A 17,871-nucleotide genomic window follows, 5' to 3' on the forward strand; every position below is an offset into this window, starting at 1 on the left:
GCTCTTTTAAAAAGATTTTAAATTTGACGAATATCGGCAATGGGACCAAGTTCTTTAAAGTCTTTTCGATCCATGAATGAAATTAATTTGTGCGCTGTTTCTTCTGCACTACTTAAATGACCCTGTTCTTTGTAATCAATAAATCGCCCAAGTAATGGGAAGTCATCTTCATCACTCGAACGGATTGCTTCTTGCATGTCCGTGTCAATGATTCCTGGCGCTATAGCAACAACTTCAACAGGATATTCCGCAGATTCCTGTTCAATTGCCACCACTCTTGTAAAATGATCCAAGCCGGCTTTCGTTGTGCAATAAACGCCCCAACCTTCATATGCACTTCTTCCTGCTCCTGAAGAGATATTTATAATCCTTTTTATTCCCTCGAAATCTTTTAAATTCGAAATGAATGCGTTTGACGCAATCATCGGCGCAGCCAAATTGACAGCAAGCGCTTCCATCATATTTAAAGAATTTACCGATCCGATAAGTCCAATTGGATCTACCACACCTGCGTTATTAATGAGCGTGAACGAAGATGCTTTAGACAGATTATCCGTTAATATCTGACTCGTCATTTGTTCTACACTCTCTGTATTTGATAAATCTGCAATAATGAAGTCTTCCAATTCATGTGGATTCGTCCTCGCAACACCGATCACTCTTTCTCCATGGCCCCTCAATTGCTTCAACATTTCATAACCAATACCTTTTGATGCCCCTGTTATAATATAAATATTCATTTCATTTTCCCTCCTGTATACACTTCAAACCACTTCTCTGCACCAGCTGCACCAATCGGATTCTGTACTTTCTCCTCAAAGATGTCAGGGTCTTTAAGATCGTTGAATTCCGTTCCGAACCAACTCTCGACTTGTATACGCTTCACAGTGAAACTTTCATCTGTAAATTGCATTGTAAACTCTTGCAAATTACCCAGTAAAACAAAGGCTGCAGTTGAATTATAGAGGACTGCCTGTTCAGCTTGTCCATCAAGTTCAACCGTGTTGGCATTATAATGAACGAGTAATGAATGTTGTTCCGGATCCATTTCAATCGTCCCTTTAAACTCACTTAACGGCAACGATTCTACTAAACCATTGGTATTTGAATTATCCCCCATATATTCATTCTCAAACGGAAGAACTGTTGCAAAATTATGATTCAATGGTTTTTGTTGCAGCTTTCCTTCTCCAACCTCTGCTTTATTCGGAATTTCATAATAAGCAATCCATATATACAGCGGAATCGCAAAGATTATAATGAGTCCGATGATTAATCTTCTTTTATCCATGTTATCTCCCCGTTCACTCTTTTCACTAGTTTACATGATAATCAGAAGGAAAGGAAAATTAAAAAACCGGCCCTTCAAAAAGAAGAAGCCGGCATTTATATATCATTTCAATATTTTTATCTTCACGTTTTTCCGTCCCCATTTGTATGCTTCTGCTTTTGTAGGGAAGAAAAGATCTATTTTATTTCCTTTAATCGCGGAGCCGATATCTCCGGCTATCGCGTATCCATATCCTTCCACGTACACTTTCGTGCCTAAAGGAATCACCGTCGGATCTACAGCAATCACTTTTGCATCAGGATTCCGTTTAAGGTTAATGCCTGTAGATGTAATTCCAGAACAACCATTACAGTATGCAGTATAAGCACTTGCGTTTACTGTAATTTCTTTGACAACATTATCATCATCAGAACGAGATGGAGTTTTGGCGATTTTCTTTTTTGCTTCTTTACTTTTCATTTTATTGTCGCTTTTGACAATCTTTAATTGCTGACCGGGTTTAATGACGTTCGATTTCATGTCGTTCCATTTTTTTAGTTCATTAACAGAAACTTTGTGTGTAGTTGCGATTTTGTAAAGGGTATCTCCTTTTTGGACTTTGTACGATGAAGAAGCCGCAAAACTTTCGGTCGTTCCACCGATCAATAAAACTACTGTAAAAATAAGCGTCACAATATGTTTTCTCAAGTTTTCTACTCCCCACTTTTTAGTCTATCCATAGATTATCAGTGTAATATTACAAGCACATTACAATTAACGGCCAATCACGTTACAAAAAAGTAGTGATTGTTACAGTGGAGAGAAATTTAAATTGTTTGATTCGACAGTTATTACAAACGTCTATATAGTTGATAATAGCTTAATCCATCTGCTTATAATGGACTTTTGAATAGTATTCTTAGTTTCTATTGGGAGCGGTCAGCCAAGTTTATACAGATGAAATATTACACTGTCGAACATGGCAAACAGGAAAACACATCAATCGACAGTAGTGATTTTAACTATTTAATTGCTGAATCGGTTAACAAACCTTAGGGGTTTTTACATTCCTAATCGAATCATCACTGATATATTGTATACCACGTCTTTCCACAAACAGGAACTTCCTGTATACTGGAAGTACTATAGTAGGAACAGGAAGGTGATTCCACATGCCGATACCTTCGGAACATGAAAAACCAACACGTAAGACCGCTAAAGAGAGTGCGTTAAGCCATCTGCAACTATGGATTATAGATGGAACTCTCCGACCCGGAGAAAAACTGAATGATATTGAATTAGCCGAAGCCCTTGGAGTGAGCAGGACACCTATCCGTGAATCGCTTCAGTTACTGGAAGTCGAAGGATTTGTGAAAATGTTGCCAGGTAAAGCTACACAAGTAACTGAAGTCGACCCGGAAACGATAAATGATTTACTACCTCCACTCGCCGCATTGCAAGCGCTGTCAGCAGAACTTGCTGTTCCCCATTTGACGAAGGAAACTTTGGAGGAATTGGAACAAACAAACGAGGAGTTTGCCCAAGCCGTGCATCGCAAAGATGATTATTCAGCACTGAGGCTTGATGAGAATTTCCATCAGATCATCGTGGATATTGCTGCAAATCCATACATTCATTCAATGGTTGCCTCTTTACAAAAGCATGTTAGAAGACTGTTCTTTTTAAATTCCATCATTTTGACAGAAAAGTCGATCGATGAGCATAGGGAAATTATCCAAATGATGAAGGAAGGCAATGCAGAAGCAGTTTCTAAAGTGATGCGAGAAAATTGGCTTCGAGCGATAGAAGAATTTCGTTCATTTAAAAAGGAATAATTTATTACAGAAAAAGAGCACTCCATATGCAGAGTGCTCTTTTTCCGTTTATAGGCTTAAATCTTAAATACTTTTGCAATAATAGTTGTGATAACCATGACAATCAAGACCGGAAGAAGCCAGCCTAGACCTTCTGAGTACAGTGGAAGTACTTTATCATAGAAATCGACAATGGCACTGAGCCAAATCGGCCATTGGTCTTCCGTGTAATTGAGTGTGCCGTACAACGTTTTTATACCGTCGATTGTACTAATAGCAAATGCAACCGCTGTAGCACTCACATAGACGAGTCTAGAATGATTGAATAACTTCGAAGTAAATGTCAATAACATTAGAACGACTGCTAGTGGATACAGGAACATTAAGACCGGGATTGAGTACGTAATGATTTTAGCAAGTCCGAAATTCGAAACAATGAAACAGAAGATGGTAAAAATTGAAACGAATAACTTATAACTGATAGACGGAATAAGTGTATGGAAATATTCACCGCATGCAGTCATTAAACCGATGCTAGTAGTAAGGCATGCAAGTATAATAACAACTGCTAACAGCACAGATCCGATAGTGCCGAAATAATGTGCTGCTGCTCCACTTAAAACTGGACCACCCGTGTCAAACAGACCGAATTTCTCTGTCGTTGTAGCACCAAGAAATGCGATACCAACATACAAGAGCGCGAGAAAACCTGATGCAATAATTCCTGTCTTAGCTGTAGCCGATACAAGCTGAGCTCTGTCCGTCACACCAAGCGCGCGAATAGAATTGATAACGATAATACCGAATACGAGTGAAGCGAGTGCATCCATCGTATTATATCCTTCCGTGAAGCCTTTCATGAATGCTCCAGTTGAGTATGGATCGATTGGATTCTGGATCGTTCCAATCGGATTGATGAACGCAATAACTAATAATACGAGCAATAATATAATGATTGCGGGAGACATGAATTTCCCCACCCGATCAACTATTTTTGCAGGATTAAGCGATAACCATAAAGTGACTCCGAAGAAAATGAGCGTGAAGATAAATAGCGCGATTCTCATGCTTTCAGCAGGTATAAATGTTGCAATACCAATATCGAATGCGACCGCACCTGTTCGAGGGGCCGCGAAGAATGGTCCAATCGTCAAATAGAGTAGTGATGTGAATATAATTGCATAGATCGGATGAACTCGACTAGCTAAGTCTTGGAGATTCCGACTGCCTGAATAACCGATTGCAAGAATTCCAAGGAAAGGCAATCCAACGCCCGTTACGATAAAACCGATAACAGCTGGCCAAAGATTTGTTCCTGCATATTGTCCCAACTGCGCCGGAAATATTAAGTTACCTGCTCCAAAAAAGAGTGCAAAAAGCATAACCCCGATTAATAAGTACGAATTAAAAGATATTTTAGTTTGCATAAGCCCCTGTCCTTTCTTGATGTAAGAATATCTGTATGCAATATATCGCAAAGTCTTATAATAAAGCTTAATAGGTTGAATTGCAATGGCTAATTATTACATAGTCGTACGATAATACACATTATTTTCACAAGAAAAACAGGCAGACAAAATCTGCCTGCCGTTTTCATTTTATACTAAACTTCGTTTCACTATAGCCTTCGGGTGATTTTCGTACTTCAAGAATTGCAGGAAATGCAGCTTTCAGTTCTTCTACATGAGATATAACACCAATCATCCGCCCTGATTTTTGCAAGTCTATCAATGTATCGACAGCTTTTCTCAGCGCTTCCTCATCTAACGTGCCGAATCCTTCATCGATGAACATCGTATCGATTGACATGGCACCTTGAAAGCTTTGGATAACATCCGCCATTCCTAATGCTAAACTGAGTGAAGCATTGAATTTCTCTCCACCAGATAATGTTTTTACGTCCCTGTTCTGACCGGTATATGCATCATACACATCTAAACCAAGACCACTTTGTCTGCCTCTCATTTCTTGACGATCACTGCGTAACAATTCATATTGTCCATTTGACAAATTTTCAAGTCGAGCATTTGCTGATTGGATGATTCGTTCCAAATAATCGATTTGGATGAACCGTTCAAATGAAAGCTTATGATTGTTCTGTCCCCTAACGACATCATATACGTCAGTCAGTTTTGAAACAATCCGTTCAAGCTCCATAATACTTCCAACTGATTCAGCTAAACTTTCCATCAAGTTTCGAAGCGCCTTTTCATACTCATTTGAACGATTCCAATCGGTCAGTGCTTTTTCATATGCCGCTTTTTGCAAATCTACTTTTTCAGACATACTCGCAAGATCTATTCTAAACTTCCCTTCTAGAACTTTATCCAACTCACGTATCGCTTCCTTCGTCGTGTGTAGATTCTGTTTAAAGGTATTGACGTATTCCTTAAGATTCCGCTTATCAGCATCTCCTAATTTAGCTTCCAAATATGCTTCTTCCGTCGCAAACTCCGATGTTTTCAAAGCATCCAAAAATCGTTCTTCCGCATGTTTCCGTTTTCTTATACTTTCTTCGTGCGCCTGTTTTATATAATGGAGAGAGTTCATTGCTGTAACTTCTTTCTCTCTCGCCTCTTCACGCTTTTTCTGGATAGCAACCCAAGCTTCATCCAACTGCCGTTTCATTTTTTCCGTATTCTTTATCTCATCTTGTAAAACCGCGAGTTTCCGCAAACCTTCCGGAACAATAGCAATATCCCTTTGCAGTAAAGCTGATTCTTTTTCGTATATAGACGACTGTTCATAAAGCGCCTTTTCCAATTCAGTCCGTTGTGTATCTAATCTAACTGAATCCACTTCGATTTCCTTCAACTGATCTTTTAATATATGAAGTTCTTCACGTTTTAACTTTAACTGATCAATCTTCTCAGTAACTTCCCGTCTTTTCATTTTCAATTCTGTTAAGTTGTCTGTAATCTGTAGATTGCGTACTTCTTCTTCCCTCAACTTAAGCTGTTCCTGAACCGCTTCGCATTTCGCTTGTGCTGAACGGAATGTACTTTCCACTTCCGACAATTGAATCCTTTTTGCATCCAGTTCTTCCCGTGTTATGGAATGACCATGCTGTGTAAGATTTTTGGCGGGATGATGCTCACTTCCACATACCGGACAAGGCTCACCGTCCGACAATGTTGTAGCTAGATGAGATGCTTGATTGGTGAGCCAGTCATTTTGTAATTGTTCAAATACTTTTCTAAACTGTTCAAAATTCACAGTGGCAGTTTTATACTGAACAACCAATTCTTCCAGATTGAGTGACAGGTTTTCCACTTCCTGGACAGCTTTACCGTGCACTTGAATCATATTTAACGTCTCAACAAGTTTGTCGTACGGAAGGAGTTCCTCTTCACATCTATCGATACGACTTTTCAACTCAGCAAGTTTTAACTTTCCTTCATCAGACTTTTTTACTGTACTCGTGAAATCCGATTTCAACTGTTCCAAACTATTTGCTAATGCAAGCACGTCCGCTTCCTTCTTAGCAAGTTCAGTCACGGCTGGCAAGTGATCACGTAACCGGATGAGCTGTTCAGTCAGTTCCACACGTTTTGGTTCCTGTTTTTCAATCTCTTCATATGAACCGCGCACTTCAGCGTTCTCTTTTTGCACATTTACGACAAGTGCCTCGGCTTTACCTACTTGCTGTTGCTTAGTTTTCTCTTCCTCCACCTGCTGTTTATAATAACCTTCAATTTCATGAATAACTGCAGCGCGTTCTGCATTGGAAATTCGCTTTTCTGTATCCTCAATGACAGGTATTTCCGAAGCCAGTTTCTCTAATGTTGTTTTTCGTTGCTCCAAATGATCAAATTGCTCATTCACTGTTTTTGCCGAATGAAAGGCAGCAAGCAGATTCGCGTGTTGCTCATATGAAGTTTTATAATTCAGTTCATCCTCTACCGCTTTTTGAGAATAGAAAGCCACTTCCTGATGTAGACCTTCAATCACTTGAGAACTATTCGCAAATTCTTGCTCCAATACACTAAAAATAAGTGATTCTCTCATAGGTATGAGGCTAGGTATTTGTTTGACGAAGTTATCCACACTTCTTCTTTCGTCAGTTAATTGTGAAGCGGCAAGATCTTTCTTATTTTTTAAGACATCCACAATTTCCCGATATTCGTGCGTTTTGAATATTTTACGCAAAATTGTTTCTTTATTTTCTGTATCGGACGTCAGGAACTTTCGGAATTCCCCTTGCGGCAACATAACAATTTGGCTGAATTGATCTTGAGTAAAACCGACTAATTCTTCGATTTTCCGATTAATTTCCGACACGATTTGACGGTCTACACAAGGTACTTCACCCGAATCTATCAGTTCAAAAAACTCGCATTTCGCAGATGTCTCAGTCTTGTTCCCACTTTTCAAGTATGGGATCTGTCTCATTACACGGTATTTACGCCTATGGATTTCAAAGATAAGTTCAACAGACGTCGGCATTGAATCATCTGCAAAATCACTTCTCATAGACCGTGAATCCGTTCGATCTTCTCCACTTGCCTGACCGTAAAGCGCAAAACAAATTCCATCAAAAATTGTAGTTTTTCCTGCACCCGTAGATCCTGAAACGACAAATAGACGGTGTTCTTTTAGTTTTCTAAAATCAATCACCTCTGTACCTTTATAAGGTCCAAATGCTGTCATTGTTAATTGAATGGGCTTCATCGGTCAACTCCCCCCTTCACTTCATTCAACACTTCAGCAAATAGCTGTTCCATTTCGGAATCAGGTTCGGCATCGTGTACTTGTGAATAAAAATACTTGAACAACGTCAGATCATCCGGTTTTTCATCCATTAAGACACTTGCGTGTTCCTTTGTTGCAGCAGTCCTCACTATTTTCCGTTCAATATGCATCGCGTTTGGAAAAATTGATTTCACTTTTTCCATTGGGAATAAAACAGGCGTCTCGTCATGTAATTTCACAAACACATAGTCATCACTTGATGGATGTGCTAATATCTCTTCCATTAATCCTGCAACAGTGCGCATATCATGTTGAGGTTTGAGCATCCTTTTCTGGACATCAATATTTCCTTCTCCATCCATATCAACGATGAAAAAACCTTTCTGATGATTTTCTTCAGAAATGGAATACTTCATTGGAGAACCTGAGTATCGAATTGTTTCATTCCCCACATGATGAGCCTGATGAAGATGACCAAGCGCTGTATAATGAAATTGCTTGAATAGATGAGCGGATACATACTCGGCACCACCAATAGCGAGCGGACGTTCAGAATCACTTGTATTCTCTTCTTCCTCGCCATGAGGTGTCACAAATGCATGTCCAACAAAAATATGTCGAGCGTTTTCTTGGAATTGTATTTCTCCGATAACTCGTTGCATCGCATTATTAAAATCCGTTATTGTTTCGTCATCATATATTTGTCTACAGACAGATGGATCTGCAAAAGGCACGAGATGGAAATGAACTTCACCATATTCATCATTCAAAATGACCGGTTCGTTCGCCCGCTTTAACCTGCCTTCTATATAATAGCCATTTTGACGCATTAGATGGCTACCAAAGTCCAACCGACTTGGACTATCGTGGTTGCCTGCAACTGCAATCACAGGCGTCTTCAAGTCGACGACAATTTGTCGAAGTATTTCATCAAGCAGAGTTACCGCTTCAGTCGGTGGTACAGCACGATCATACAAATCCCCTGCGATAATAACTGCATCCGGCTTCTCTTCTTTAATCGCTTCTACAAATTGGTTAAGCACATACCTCTGTCCTTCAGTCATGTAAACACCTTGCACCAGTTTTCCTAAGTGCCAATCTGCTGTATGGAAAAATTTCATTGTCACGCCCCCGATCACTGTTCTACTTTCCATTTTACAGGATTTTATTGTTTAGGGCATATAATCATGCAAAAAAGGGAAACTTCCCAAAGAGAGTTGTTCACATAGCAATTCACCGAAAGCTTATATTGGAAATTATTATGGTTTTCCGAAGATGTTTTATCGGATTTGAATTTATTTTGTGTAAATGAGAAAAAAGGCTTTACTCTGATTTTATTTTATACTATACTGATAAAAGTTGCGTAAGGGAAACTTTAAGACTATAATCAATTTACACAGTCACGTTACACGCAATTCGGCAGTATACTACCATAATTGCAGTTTTTGAAAATCCTTTTTTTTACACATAAAGTTGCACTGGGGAAAGTATTTTCCCTAACCCAAATTAATCAGGAGGAAAAAATATGTCAGATACCATCTCAGTTAAAAATATTTCGGTTTCCTATTACGGAAAACAAGTTCTTGAAAATGTTTCATTCACATTCACATCCGGAAAACTAATTGGCATACTTGGACCAAACGGAGCAGGCAAGTCTACTTTAATGAAAGCAATGCTTGGTTTGATCCCGAAAGATAAAGGAACAATCGAGATTAATTCAAAACCTATTAAGAACTTTAGAAAGAACATTGCTTATGTTCCGCAACGGTCCAACATTGATTGGAACTTTCCGATTAAAGTACATGATGCCGTCATTATCGGCACTTATCCGAAGCTTGGATTGTTAAGAAGACCTAAAAAGGAAGATAAGGAATGGGCATTGAAATGCCTCGAGAAAGTCGGCATGGAGGATTTCGCCAATAGTCAGATTGGCGAATTATCGGGCGGTCAACAGCAGCGGGTATTTTTAGCACGTGCGCTAGCGCAGAATGCGGATTATTTCTTCTTAGACGAACCTTTTGTCGGCATTGATGTATCCAGTGAAGAAGTCATCATTGGAATCCTGAAACAACTGCAAGCTGAAGGTAAAATCGTATTTGTTGTCCATCATGATTTGACGAAAGTGAAAAATTATTTTGACGAACTGATTTTGATTAACAAACAATTAATCGAAGCGGGTCCTGTCCAACAAGTGTTCCAACCGGAAAACATGACACGCGCTTACGAACGGCCTGTCGCAATGCTCGATGATTTGGAGGTTCGAATGTAATGGAATTCATCAACGATCTACAGACATATGCATTTTTACAAAAAGCGTTCGTCACATCTATAATGGTCGGAATCATTTGCGGAGTAATCGGAAGCTTCATCATTTTAAGAGGAATGGCATTGATGGGAGATGCCATATCGCACGCTGTATTACCAGGAGTCGCCATTTCCTATATGTTAGGTATTAACTATTTTTATGGTGCAGTGTTTACAGGAATATTGACGGCTTTTGGTATTGGAGCCATTACACAAAACAGTCGCATTAAAAGTGATTCATCTATTGGCCTCGTGTTCTCGGCATTCTTTGCTCTTGGAGTGATCTTAATCTCTAAAGCCAAGAGTGCGACTGACTTGACACAAATCTTGTTTGGCAATGTTCTTGCTGTTAGAACTTCCGATATGTGGCTCACTTTAGCAATTGGAAGTATTGTCATATTAGCTGTTGTGCTATTTTACAAGGAACTGCTAGTATCAAGTTTTGATGAGACGATGGCTGCAGCCTATGGATTAAATGTTCGATTTATTCATTATGCAATCATGTTTTTATTGACACTTGTGACAGTGGCATCACTACAGACAGTCGGGGTCATTCTTGTTGTATCGATGCTCATCACACCTGCTTCCACTGCGTACTTGCTGACAAACAGATTGTCTGTCATGGTAGTGCTCGCATCATTCTTCGGTGCACTATCTGCAGTCATCGGCTTGTATTTTAGCTTTGAATACAATATGCCTTCAGGTCCAGTTATCGCACTAGCGACTACTGCGTTATTCTTATTGGCATTCTTATTTTCACCTAAACAAGGGATCATTGTTAGAAAGATCCAGGCATTCAACCGTAGAAAACTTGCATAACCCGTTAGTATTAGCTCGCGGCTTTTGAATAAAATATAATTACCTATAAGGAGTAGAAATGAGAATGAAAAAATTAATAACATGGTTAGGGGTATCTTTATTATCCGTCTTTCTTTTGGCGGCTTGTGGAGAGGATAAAAAAGCAACGGACACGGCACCTACTGGCGATGAGCCCTTAAAAGTCGTTTCCTCTTTTACAATCATTACTGATATGGCAAGGGAAATCGGTGGTGACTTAGTTGAAGTGTATAATCTCGTTCCAACAGGGACAGATCCACACGAATACGAGCCACTACCAGATGATATTAAAGCAGCTACAAATGCAGATGTGTTATTTTATAATGGCTTGAACCTCGAAGGCGGCAAACATGGCTGGTTCTTCAAAATGATGGATACAGTAAATCAAAAAGAAGAGAACATTTTCAGCTTGACTGAACGTGTCGAACCATTGTACTTGTCAGGTGAAGATGGTCGCGAAGAAGAAATAAATCCTCACGCATTCATCTCTCCTACGGTCGGCATTAAGATGGCTGAGGATATGAGAGATATTCTTGTCAAAAAACATCCCGAGAAGAGCGATGAAATTCAAAAGCGCGGCGACGAATATGTTGAACGCTTGAAAGAGATTGAAAAAGATTATGCTGATCGCATTAATGACATTCCAGAGAATAAACGTACTCTCGTTACAAGTGAACGTGCTTTCCAGTATATGGCGAAAGAATATGGCTTGAAAGAAGCATTCATTTGGGAAATTGACACAGAAGAGAACGGTTCTCCAACTCAAATTAAGGAATTGGTAGAGTTTATTAAGGCTAACGAAGTACCTGTTCTGTTTGTTGAGTCAAACGTTGACGCACGTCCGATGGAAACAGTAGCAAATGAGACAGGTGTCCGTATTGCTGAGAAGAAAATCTATTCAGATGAAATTGGTCAACCTGGCGATGAAGTGGATACGTATGTGAAGTATTTGAAGTATAATATTGACTTGATTCATGATGAAATGAGTAAGTGATAATGCAAATAGACTGTACAGGTATCAGTGTGAACTGGTTGCTTGTACAGTCTTTTTTGTTTTTATTTAAGTTATTCATCGTTTTCTTTTTTCATGTCGGTTTTATTAAAATGCGTTTTTAAGGTTGTGTTAATGTTAATTAACGCAATTAAGATGAAACCGAGCATCATGAAAGTGACAATTTCACCTGTAAAAAAAGATACTATGCCTAAAAGAACGGCATATAGTCCGTACCATTTGTTATCCATTTACAAAACCTCTCTTTTACTGATTAGTTTAGCTCGTTTGAAGCTCGACGATTGTTGCTTTTTATCAGCCATTAAAGGAATAAAATGAAACCGTTGATTTGCGTTGCAGGCGGACGCGTTCCACTCCAATCAACTTAGATCGTAGTACTAATTAAATGCCCCCATATCTTGAGTAGCCTTAAACACGTTGATTTTCGTTTCAGCCGTATACTGGTGAAGCAATTTCATCCATTGCTTGAACAGTAAAATGAATCATCCTAATTTAATGGGCCATATATATCAATGAGTTTACCTGTGTAAGCATCAATAACAACCGTGGGCTCTAAACCATTATTTTTTATTGTCACTTCCCAGTTCATTCTATTTGTTAGTTTCCTCCAGAAGTTACTCTTTGGAGTTAGTGATAAACTAACATTTTCTAATGGAGTATCATTCCAATCTAAGTCTGAAAAGGTCTTTCCCCACTCTTTTGGTGGATTTTGCAAATGCTTTTCCGCACTATCTATCGCTTCCCACGTAATCATAATTGGCGACTGATATGAGTATGAAAAAAACATCACCATAATAATAAGAAAAATTAATAACAACTTTTTCAAATGCTCACGCCTCCGAATCTGGAATAATCTCAAACACGTTGATTTGCGTTCCAGCCGTTCGCTTTCTAAAGGGCGTGGCTTGCACTATTGCGGTATACGCGAAATCGCTTGTAAAGCAAACGCCCCCGTTAACGGAACAATACATTTGGTTCAAACCATAAAGGCTTTAGTAACTCAAAGTCTTTATGGTCTTCCAATAAATTATGAATTCGATCAATCATTTCATTTAATTGGTCAGGTGCATACCGTTGCGACCAAACTACTGATGAAAAAACAACCATAGCAGTATAGATTGAATAGAGCATCCAAAAATCTTCTGGCACCTTCTCATCAAAATAACCTTTGATTTGTCCAATTGAAAACGGGACACTTAATTCTCTTTGAAATAGAGCTACTTTAACAAAGTCGTGAAGTGGGTCCCCCCAATCAAAGCTGTTGAAGTCAATTACCCCAGCATATTTTTTATTATTCACAATGATATTTCCTAAGTGAAAATCATCATGCTGAAATCGGTTGGGACGTCCTTGTAATAAGTGCTGATTTTTTTCTATAAAATCAAGAACTTTATCATCATTTTTAATTTTTATTCCGCAAGATTTATATGCTTCGAGATATCTATAATGTTTAGCCATTGCCCGCTCATACCAGGATTTTAATGTTGGGGATGCTTCAAGAAGATGCATATTGTATAGTTGTCTTCCAGCCTCAGTTCCAATCTTGTATTGTTCTATTTGGGTAAGGTTATTTAATACATCCTTCACATCAACACCGTCAATATACGAATAAATGGTGTAACAAGAGTTTAATTCATTAAGAACGCCTATAATTACTGGATCAGAGGATTGAACATTATATTCCCGCATTTTTTTTAGGATATGAAACTCGTTTTTTTTTCTTTCATATCCGTTTATATCTCCTAACCGTAGTAGATACTTTCTGTCTTCGAAATATACTATGTATTTTTCATCTGCTGAGTACCCTTTATCTAACTTCTCAATTCTTATAGCACTGTATAAAAACGGTATAGAATTTTTAATAATCTGGGCTTTTTCCATATTCCATCTCCATCGTATTATTACTATTTTGTATTATAAAATATTCCCTTTAACTGAATACCAATTATTTAGTTTTTATATTATGTGCAACCTATAAAGCCTACCCCCACGTACCTTGACGAGGAATAAGCCCCCATATCTGGAGTAGCGTTAAATACGTTTAATTACGTTTCAGCCGTACGCTTTCCGGAGAGCGTGCGATGAGCCAAGCGAACAACGTAGGTTCGCTTGGTCTTAGTTTCTGTGCTCGTTACAGAAACTAAGGCAGGTATTTTATTTCTGTGTACTTTGCGGACATTAAGGCATCACTGGATCTCACCCGACAGCGCAAATATGTTCTCGTTTACGCTGCGCTTCACTCGCAAAAGCCGTTCTCCATACCCGCTCTTGCTTATCCCCAAGGAGTAGCCAACCTCCACTTCTATCAACTTAGAGTGTAGGGCTTCACAACGCATCCTCTAACTTAAGAAGTTACACTTTAATATTCAATAAAAATTGCTAATGTACCCCATTCCTTTTCTTGCTCTCGAGTGTATATTTCATATGTTCCATCTATCATTTCTTTTATTGTCCAGCCTTCACAATCAAAATCTTTAAAAGGAATGTCATTGTACATAGCTTCAAAAGTGTCGTAACTTATAAGATTTACTACTTGTACTTTTAGAATTTCATCTTGTTGGGGGACCTTTATAAATTCTATTGAATCTGCAACTTTGATACTCCTTCTCTTTTCATCATTCAATCGGACTTCTACTATCTTTTCACCTTCTTTAATGGCTTAAAAGTATTCGCCCTACAATCCCATCTGATGTATCACTTAATAACACCTCACACACCTTAAATATTATTTCTAATTTAGATTCACTCATTCTTTCCTAATTTGGCCCATTTTCCCTATTGGCTGGATTACTGGTGCAGCAATTTCATCCATTGCTTGAACAATAAAACGAATGTACCTAATTTAATGGGCCATATATATCTATGAGTTTACCTGTGTAAGCATCAATAACAACTGTCTTCTCTGAACCATTATTTTTTATCGTCACTTCCCAGTTCATTCTATTTGTTAGTTTACTCCAGAAGTCACTCTTTGGGGTTAGTGATAAACTAACATTTTTTAAAGGAGTATCATTCCAATCTAAGTCAGAAAAGGTCTCCCCCCACTCTTTTGGTGGATTTTTCAAGTGCTTTTCCGCACTATCTATCGCTTCCCACGTAATCATAATTGGTGACTGATAGGAGTATGAAAAAAACATCGCTATAATAATAAGGAAAACTAATAACAACTTTTTCAAATGCTCACTCCCCCGAATCTAGAATAATCTCAAACACGTTGAATTGCGTTCCAGCCGTTCGCTTTCCAGAGGGCGTGGCTTGAACTGCTTTCTTCGCTTCGCTACGTCCAGGGTCTCAAGGCTATTGCAAAGATATGCTCGAAAAGCTAACGCTTTGTTTCGCAAAAGCCGTTCTTCGTTAAGGCTTTCGCTATTCCTCCCGGAGTCGACGGCTTGCACTCCAATCAACTAAGAGCGTAATACCTAACAAAAGCCGCCGATTACGGTATAGCACAACTGCTTATAAAACAATTATGGTGGTAAATTAATCTTTTTAAGAGTATGAACTACTGTTTAGAGAGTTTTAGTCTCCAAGCAAATGAAACGATGAGGGCTGATATTCCACCCAAAATAAGGGCGTAAAATAATGAAAAGAATATAAAAGATCCATAATCTTCAAGTTCTAAAAAAGGATTATTAGATATATAAGGTTCAGAAATCACACCAATAGTGAAAATCGGTATAAACAAGATAAAGAATCTTTTCCAAAAGTACTTTTTGTAGTTAGGATCTTTATTCTGAAACACTTTTCAACATCTCCTTTTTTAATTATTCATATGGAATTCAGCAACGAATTGGCTCGATTGCGATATATACGATATCGCTTATAAAGCAAACGTGACCATGATATTTATAGAAAGATTATATTATTTCATCGAAGTTATCGGACAACTGTTCTTCTGAAATTACATGTAAACCATTTCTCTTCAATAAAGCAGTTGTAACTCCATTCCCAGCAACTTTCTCTCCCTCAAATTCACCATTATAAATCATTGAACTTCCACAGGATGGACTATACTCCTTAAGAACAACAACTGTTGCATTAACTTCTTTAGCTTTTTTTAAAGTAGTATAAGCCCCTTTTATGTATAGTTCCGTAACGTCTTTACCTGATTTCTCGATTACTTTGGCCGTCCCATCCAATACATCTTCCCCATTACCACCTATTATTTCAGCAGGTGCTCTGGGGGTTAAAAAACCACCAAGTAATTCTGGGCATACCGGTATTGCTTGACCCTCATCTATTAGTTTACTTATCATGTTATTTAAACAATGTGTACCGTTATATCTTACCTGTAAACCTGCTAAACAAGAACTAACCAATATCATTGATAACACCTCGATTTAATATTTACAATATGGCCTGTTCTCGAGAGAACTCACTAGATATTTATTAAGTTACACTTAATTCATAATGATAAAATTGTGTATCTCGTACATAGCCGTTTTTTTCATATAACTTTTGAGCAGCATAGTTATCTGGTGCCGTCTCCAAAACAACACTTTTTGCACCTGTTTTTACAGCATAATCTTTCACCTTATGCAAAAGTACTTGTCCTATTCCTAGTTTTCGAGCTTCTTGATCAACAAACATATCATTCAGCATCCATGATTTCTTCATTGAGATTGATGAAAAAACGGGATAAAGTTGTGTGAATCCCACATACTTTTGATCATTCTTAACAACAAATATTACGGATTCTTCATTTTCCAGACGTTCTTTTATGTATTTCTTAGCACCCTCTAAATCTGATGGCTTTTCATAAAACATGCGGTATGAATTGAATAAATTTGATACACCTTCTAAATCCTCAATCGTAGCTTGATATGTTTCCATATGAAATCCCCCTATTAGTTTTTCAGTACACGACTCACAAAATTTAAACAAAACAACCCTAGTATCGAACGATTGTGTTTCATAAGAATCCGATTGTAGTATTTGTAGTGTTTACTTTTCTAAATTGTTCCACCGAATACTGCAAAAAGGAATACAACATATAAAACACCTAACACAAGAGAAAATAATGAAATATATTTCATAAACCCTTTTTCCTTCTTTAAAAAAGCGGTAATTCCGAGTCCAATTCCTGTTAAATAAGTTACAAAACCGGTTGGTATAGCTAACATAGACCACTTTCCAAATGTGATATTTAAAGGAGGGAAAATCATATACGCAATAAAAATTCCAACTACAATTAGAATGACTGAGTACTTACTGTACTGCTTTTCCACTTCCAACTCCTCCTAAGTTAGCATAATGGCCCTTATGTTTAAATTACTTTATATGTAATACTTTCGTTGCTTGGAGTCTAGGCACCAACACCTTCGTGAACAGCGAAAGCCGTACCAGAGAACGGCTTTTGCGAGAAAAGCGTGTGCCTGAACGGAAAGCAACATTTGATACTGGCCTATTTGTTTAATCGGTCTCATATTTCTTGTATCATTTCAACCCGGTTGCCAAAAGGATCTTTGAACTCGAATCGGACAAATCCTGGAATTGGAACGCCTCCAATTGGCTTAATACCTTGTTTTTCTAATACGTTTTTCCAATAGGAAATATCATCGACCAAATAAGCCAAATGAGCTTTTGTTAAGAGCCTGTCAAAACCATCTTCAGTACCTACATGAACTTCTCGATCACCGACTTTTAACCAAAACCCTCCACGCCCTTTGAGTGAGTCTGGCTTTTCTATTTCCTCTAAGCCTAATAAATCGCAGTAAAACTGTTTACCTTCTTCTTCCGCGCCAATCGGAATAGTAATTTGTGCATGATGCAACCCAAGAATCATATGAATTTCCCCCTATTTGATAATTTACTGCAACATTACAAGGCCCTTCCTTAAAAATTATTTAATGCACTACATTTTCTTCAATTAGATTTAGTATAACAAACTTCTAAATCAGTTACTTCGAATTATTAGAAATGTTAACTTTTATTTAATTGCA

General features: G+C 38.1%; 20 protein-coding genes. 4 read left to right on the plus strand and 16 right to left on the minus strand.

Annotation, left to right across the window (positions count from 1 at the left end; all coding sequences use genetic code 11):
- Window positions 1–17: 17 nt before the first annotated feature.
- The 3 genes from H9649_RS07205 to H9649_RS07215 all read right to left on the minus strand — a co-directional run bounded on the left by H9649_RS07205 (window position 18) and on the right by H9649_RS07215 (window position 1,978).
- Complete coding sequence (locus H9649_RS07205; protein ID WP_191694056.1) at window positions 18–740, minus strand: SDR family NAD(P)-dependent oxidoreductase; 723 nt, start codon at window positions 738–740, stop codon at window positions 18–20.
- Entirely contained in the window at window positions 737–1,291 is a 555-nt protein-coding gene (locus H9649_RS07210; RefSeq protein WP_191694057.1) for a DUF4825 domain-containing protein, read from the minus strand. Before H9649_RS07210 ends, H9649_RS07205 begins: the two co-directional genes overlap by 4 nt.
- Window positions 1,292–1,393: 102 nt before the next feature.
- The gene (locus tag H9649_RS07215) at window positions 1,394–1,978 is read right to left on the minus strand and encodes a 3D domain-containing protein (protein ID WP_191694058.1); all 585 of its coding nucleotides are present in this window, start codon (window positions 1,976–1,978) and stop codon (window positions 1,394–1,396) included.
- A gap of 464 nt (window positions 1,979–2,442) precedes the next feature.
- On the opposite strand from H9649_RS07215, the gene H9649_RS07220 reads away from it, so the two are divergent.
- Window positions 2,443–3,105 carry a GntR family transcriptional regulator gene (locus tag H9649_RS07220; RefSeq protein WP_191694059.1) on the plus strand — a complete coding sequence of 221 codons (663 nt, stop codon included), beginning with the start codon at window positions 2,443–2,445 and terminating at the stop codon, window positions 3,103–3,105.
- 56 nt (window positions 3,106–3,161) lie between these two features.
- Here H9649_RS07220 and brnQ read toward each other — a convergent pair whose 3' ends face one another.
- The 3 genes from brnQ to H9649_RS07235 all read right to left on the minus strand — a co-directional run bounded on the left by brnQ (window position 3,162) and on the right by H9649_RS07235 (window position 8,897).
- Window positions 3,162–4,511, minus strand: coding sequence for a branched-chain amino acid transport system II carrier protein (brnQ, locus tag H9649_RS07225; protein ID WP_191694060.1), 1,350 nt, complete (start codon window positions 4,509–4,511; stop codon window positions 3,162–3,164).
- A gap of 166 nt (window positions 4,512–4,677) precedes the next feature.
- Window positions 4,678–7,755 carry an AAA family ATPase gene (locus H9649_RS07230; protein WP_191694061.1) on the minus strand — a complete coding sequence of 1,026 codons (3,078 nt, stop codon included), beginning with the start codon at window positions 7,753–7,755 and terminating at the stop codon, window positions 4,678–4,680.
- Window positions 7,752–8,897, minus strand: a complete 1,146-nt coding sequence (locus tag H9649_RS07235; RefSeq protein WP_191694062.1) for an exonuclease SbcCD subunit D — start codon at window positions 8,895–8,897, stop codon at window positions 7,752–7,754. Before H9649_RS07235 ends, H9649_RS07230 begins: the two co-directional genes overlap by 4 nt.
- Window positions 8,898–9,301: 404 nt before the next feature.
- Here H9649_RS07235 and H9649_RS07240 point away from each other — a divergent pair, with 404 nt between their 5' ends.
- The 3 genes from H9649_RS07240 to H9649_RS07250 all read left to right on the plus strand — a co-directional run bounded on the left by H9649_RS07240 (window position 9,302) and on the right by H9649_RS07250 (window position 11,911).
- Window positions 9,302–10,045 carry a metal ABC transporter ATP-binding protein gene (locus tag H9649_RS07240; RefSeq protein ID WP_191694063.1) on the plus strand — a complete coding sequence of 248 codons (744 nt, stop codon included), beginning with the start codon at window positions 9,302–9,304 and terminating at the stop codon, window positions 10,043–10,045.
- Complete coding sequence (locus tag H9649_RS07245) at window positions 10,045–10,899, plus strand: metal ABC transporter permease (RefSeq protein WP_191694064.1); 855 nt, start codon at window positions 10,045–10,047, stop codon at window positions 10,897–10,899. The genes H9649_RS07240 and H9649_RS07245 overlap by 1 nt, the downstream gene beginning before the upstream one ends.
- Before the next feature lie 64 nt (window positions 10,900–10,963).
- Complete coding sequence (locus H9649_RS07250; protein ID WP_191694065.1) at window positions 10,964–11,911, plus strand: metal ABC transporter solute-binding protein, Zn/Mn family; 948 nt, start codon at window positions 10,964–10,966, stop codon at window positions 11,909–11,911.
- 71 nt (window positions 11,912–11,982) lie between these two features.
- Here H9649_RS07250 and H9649_RS07255 read toward each other — a convergent pair whose 3' ends face one another.
- From H9649_RS07255 to H9649_RS07300, 10 genes are all read right to left on the minus strand, one after another.
- Window positions 11,983–12,159, minus strand: coding sequence for a hypothetical protein (locus H9649_RS07255; RefSeq protein WP_191694066.1), 177 nt, complete (start codon window positions 12,157–12,159; stop codon window positions 11,983–11,985).
- Window positions 12,160–12,416: 257 nt separating this feature from the next.
- Entirely contained in the window at window positions 12,417–12,755 is a 339-nt protein-coding gene (locus tag H9649_RS07260; RefSeq protein WP_191694067.1) for a PepSY domain-containing protein, read from the minus strand.
- Between the two features lie 128 nt (window positions 12,756–12,883).
- Window positions 12,884–13,810 (minus strand): aminoglycoside phosphotransferase family protein, encoded by a 927-nt coding sequence (locus H9649_RS07265; RefSeq protein ID WP_191694068.1) that lies wholly within the window; start codon window positions 13,808–13,810, stop codon window positions 12,884–12,886.
- 478 nt (window positions 13,811–14,288) lie between these two features.
- Window positions 14,289–14,585 (minus strand): ASCH domain-containing protein, encoded by a 297-nt coding sequence (locus tag H9649_RS07270; protein WP_191694185.1) that lies wholly within the window; start codon window positions 14,583–14,585, stop codon window positions 14,289–14,291.
- A 181-nt stretch (window positions 14,586–14,766) separates the two neighbouring features.
- On the minus strand, window positions 14,767–15,105 hold the full coding sequence (locus tag H9649_RS07275; protein ID WP_191694069.1) for a PepSY domain-containing protein: 339 nt from the start codon (window positions 15,103–15,105) through the stop codon (window positions 14,767–14,769).
- 326 nt (window positions 15,106–15,431) lie between these two features.
- A complete protein-coding gene (locus tag H9649_RS07280) occupies window positions 15,432–15,671 on the minus strand; it encodes a hypothetical protein (RefSeq protein WP_191694070.1) in 240 nt (79 codons plus the stop codon).
- A 115-nt stretch (window positions 15,672–15,786) separates the two neighbouring features.
- Window positions 15,787–16,254 (minus strand): DUF523 domain-containing protein, encoded by a 468-nt coding sequence (locus H9649_RS07285; RefSeq protein ID WP_191694071.1) that lies wholly within the window; start codon window positions 16,252–16,254, stop codon window positions 15,787–15,789.
- 64 nt (window positions 16,255–16,318) lie between these two features.
- Complete coding sequence (locus tag H9649_RS07290; RefSeq protein WP_191694072.1) at window positions 16,319–16,762, minus strand: GNAT family N-acetyltransferase; 444 nt, start codon at window positions 16,760–16,762, stop codon at window positions 16,319–16,321.
- Between the two features lie 119 nt (window positions 16,763–16,881).
- Window positions 16,882–17,157, minus strand: coding sequence for a hypothetical protein (locus tag H9649_RS07295; RefSeq protein ID WP_191694073.1), 276 nt, complete (start codon window positions 17,155–17,157; stop codon window positions 16,882–16,884).
- 194 nt (window positions 17,158–17,351) lie between these two features.
- Window positions 17,352–17,714 (minus strand): VOC family protein, encoded by a 363-nt coding sequence (locus H9649_RS07300; protein ID WP_191694074.1) that lies wholly within the window; start codon window positions 17,712–17,714, stop codon window positions 17,352–17,354.
- Window positions 17,715–17,871: the final 157 nt, after the last annotated feature.

Origin of the sequence: Sporosarcina quadrami, assembly GCF_014836615.1 — a bacterium.
GTDB classification, from domain to species: domain Bacteria; phylum Bacillota; class Bacilli; order Bacillales_A; family Planococcaceae; genus Sporosarcina; species Sporosarcina quadrami.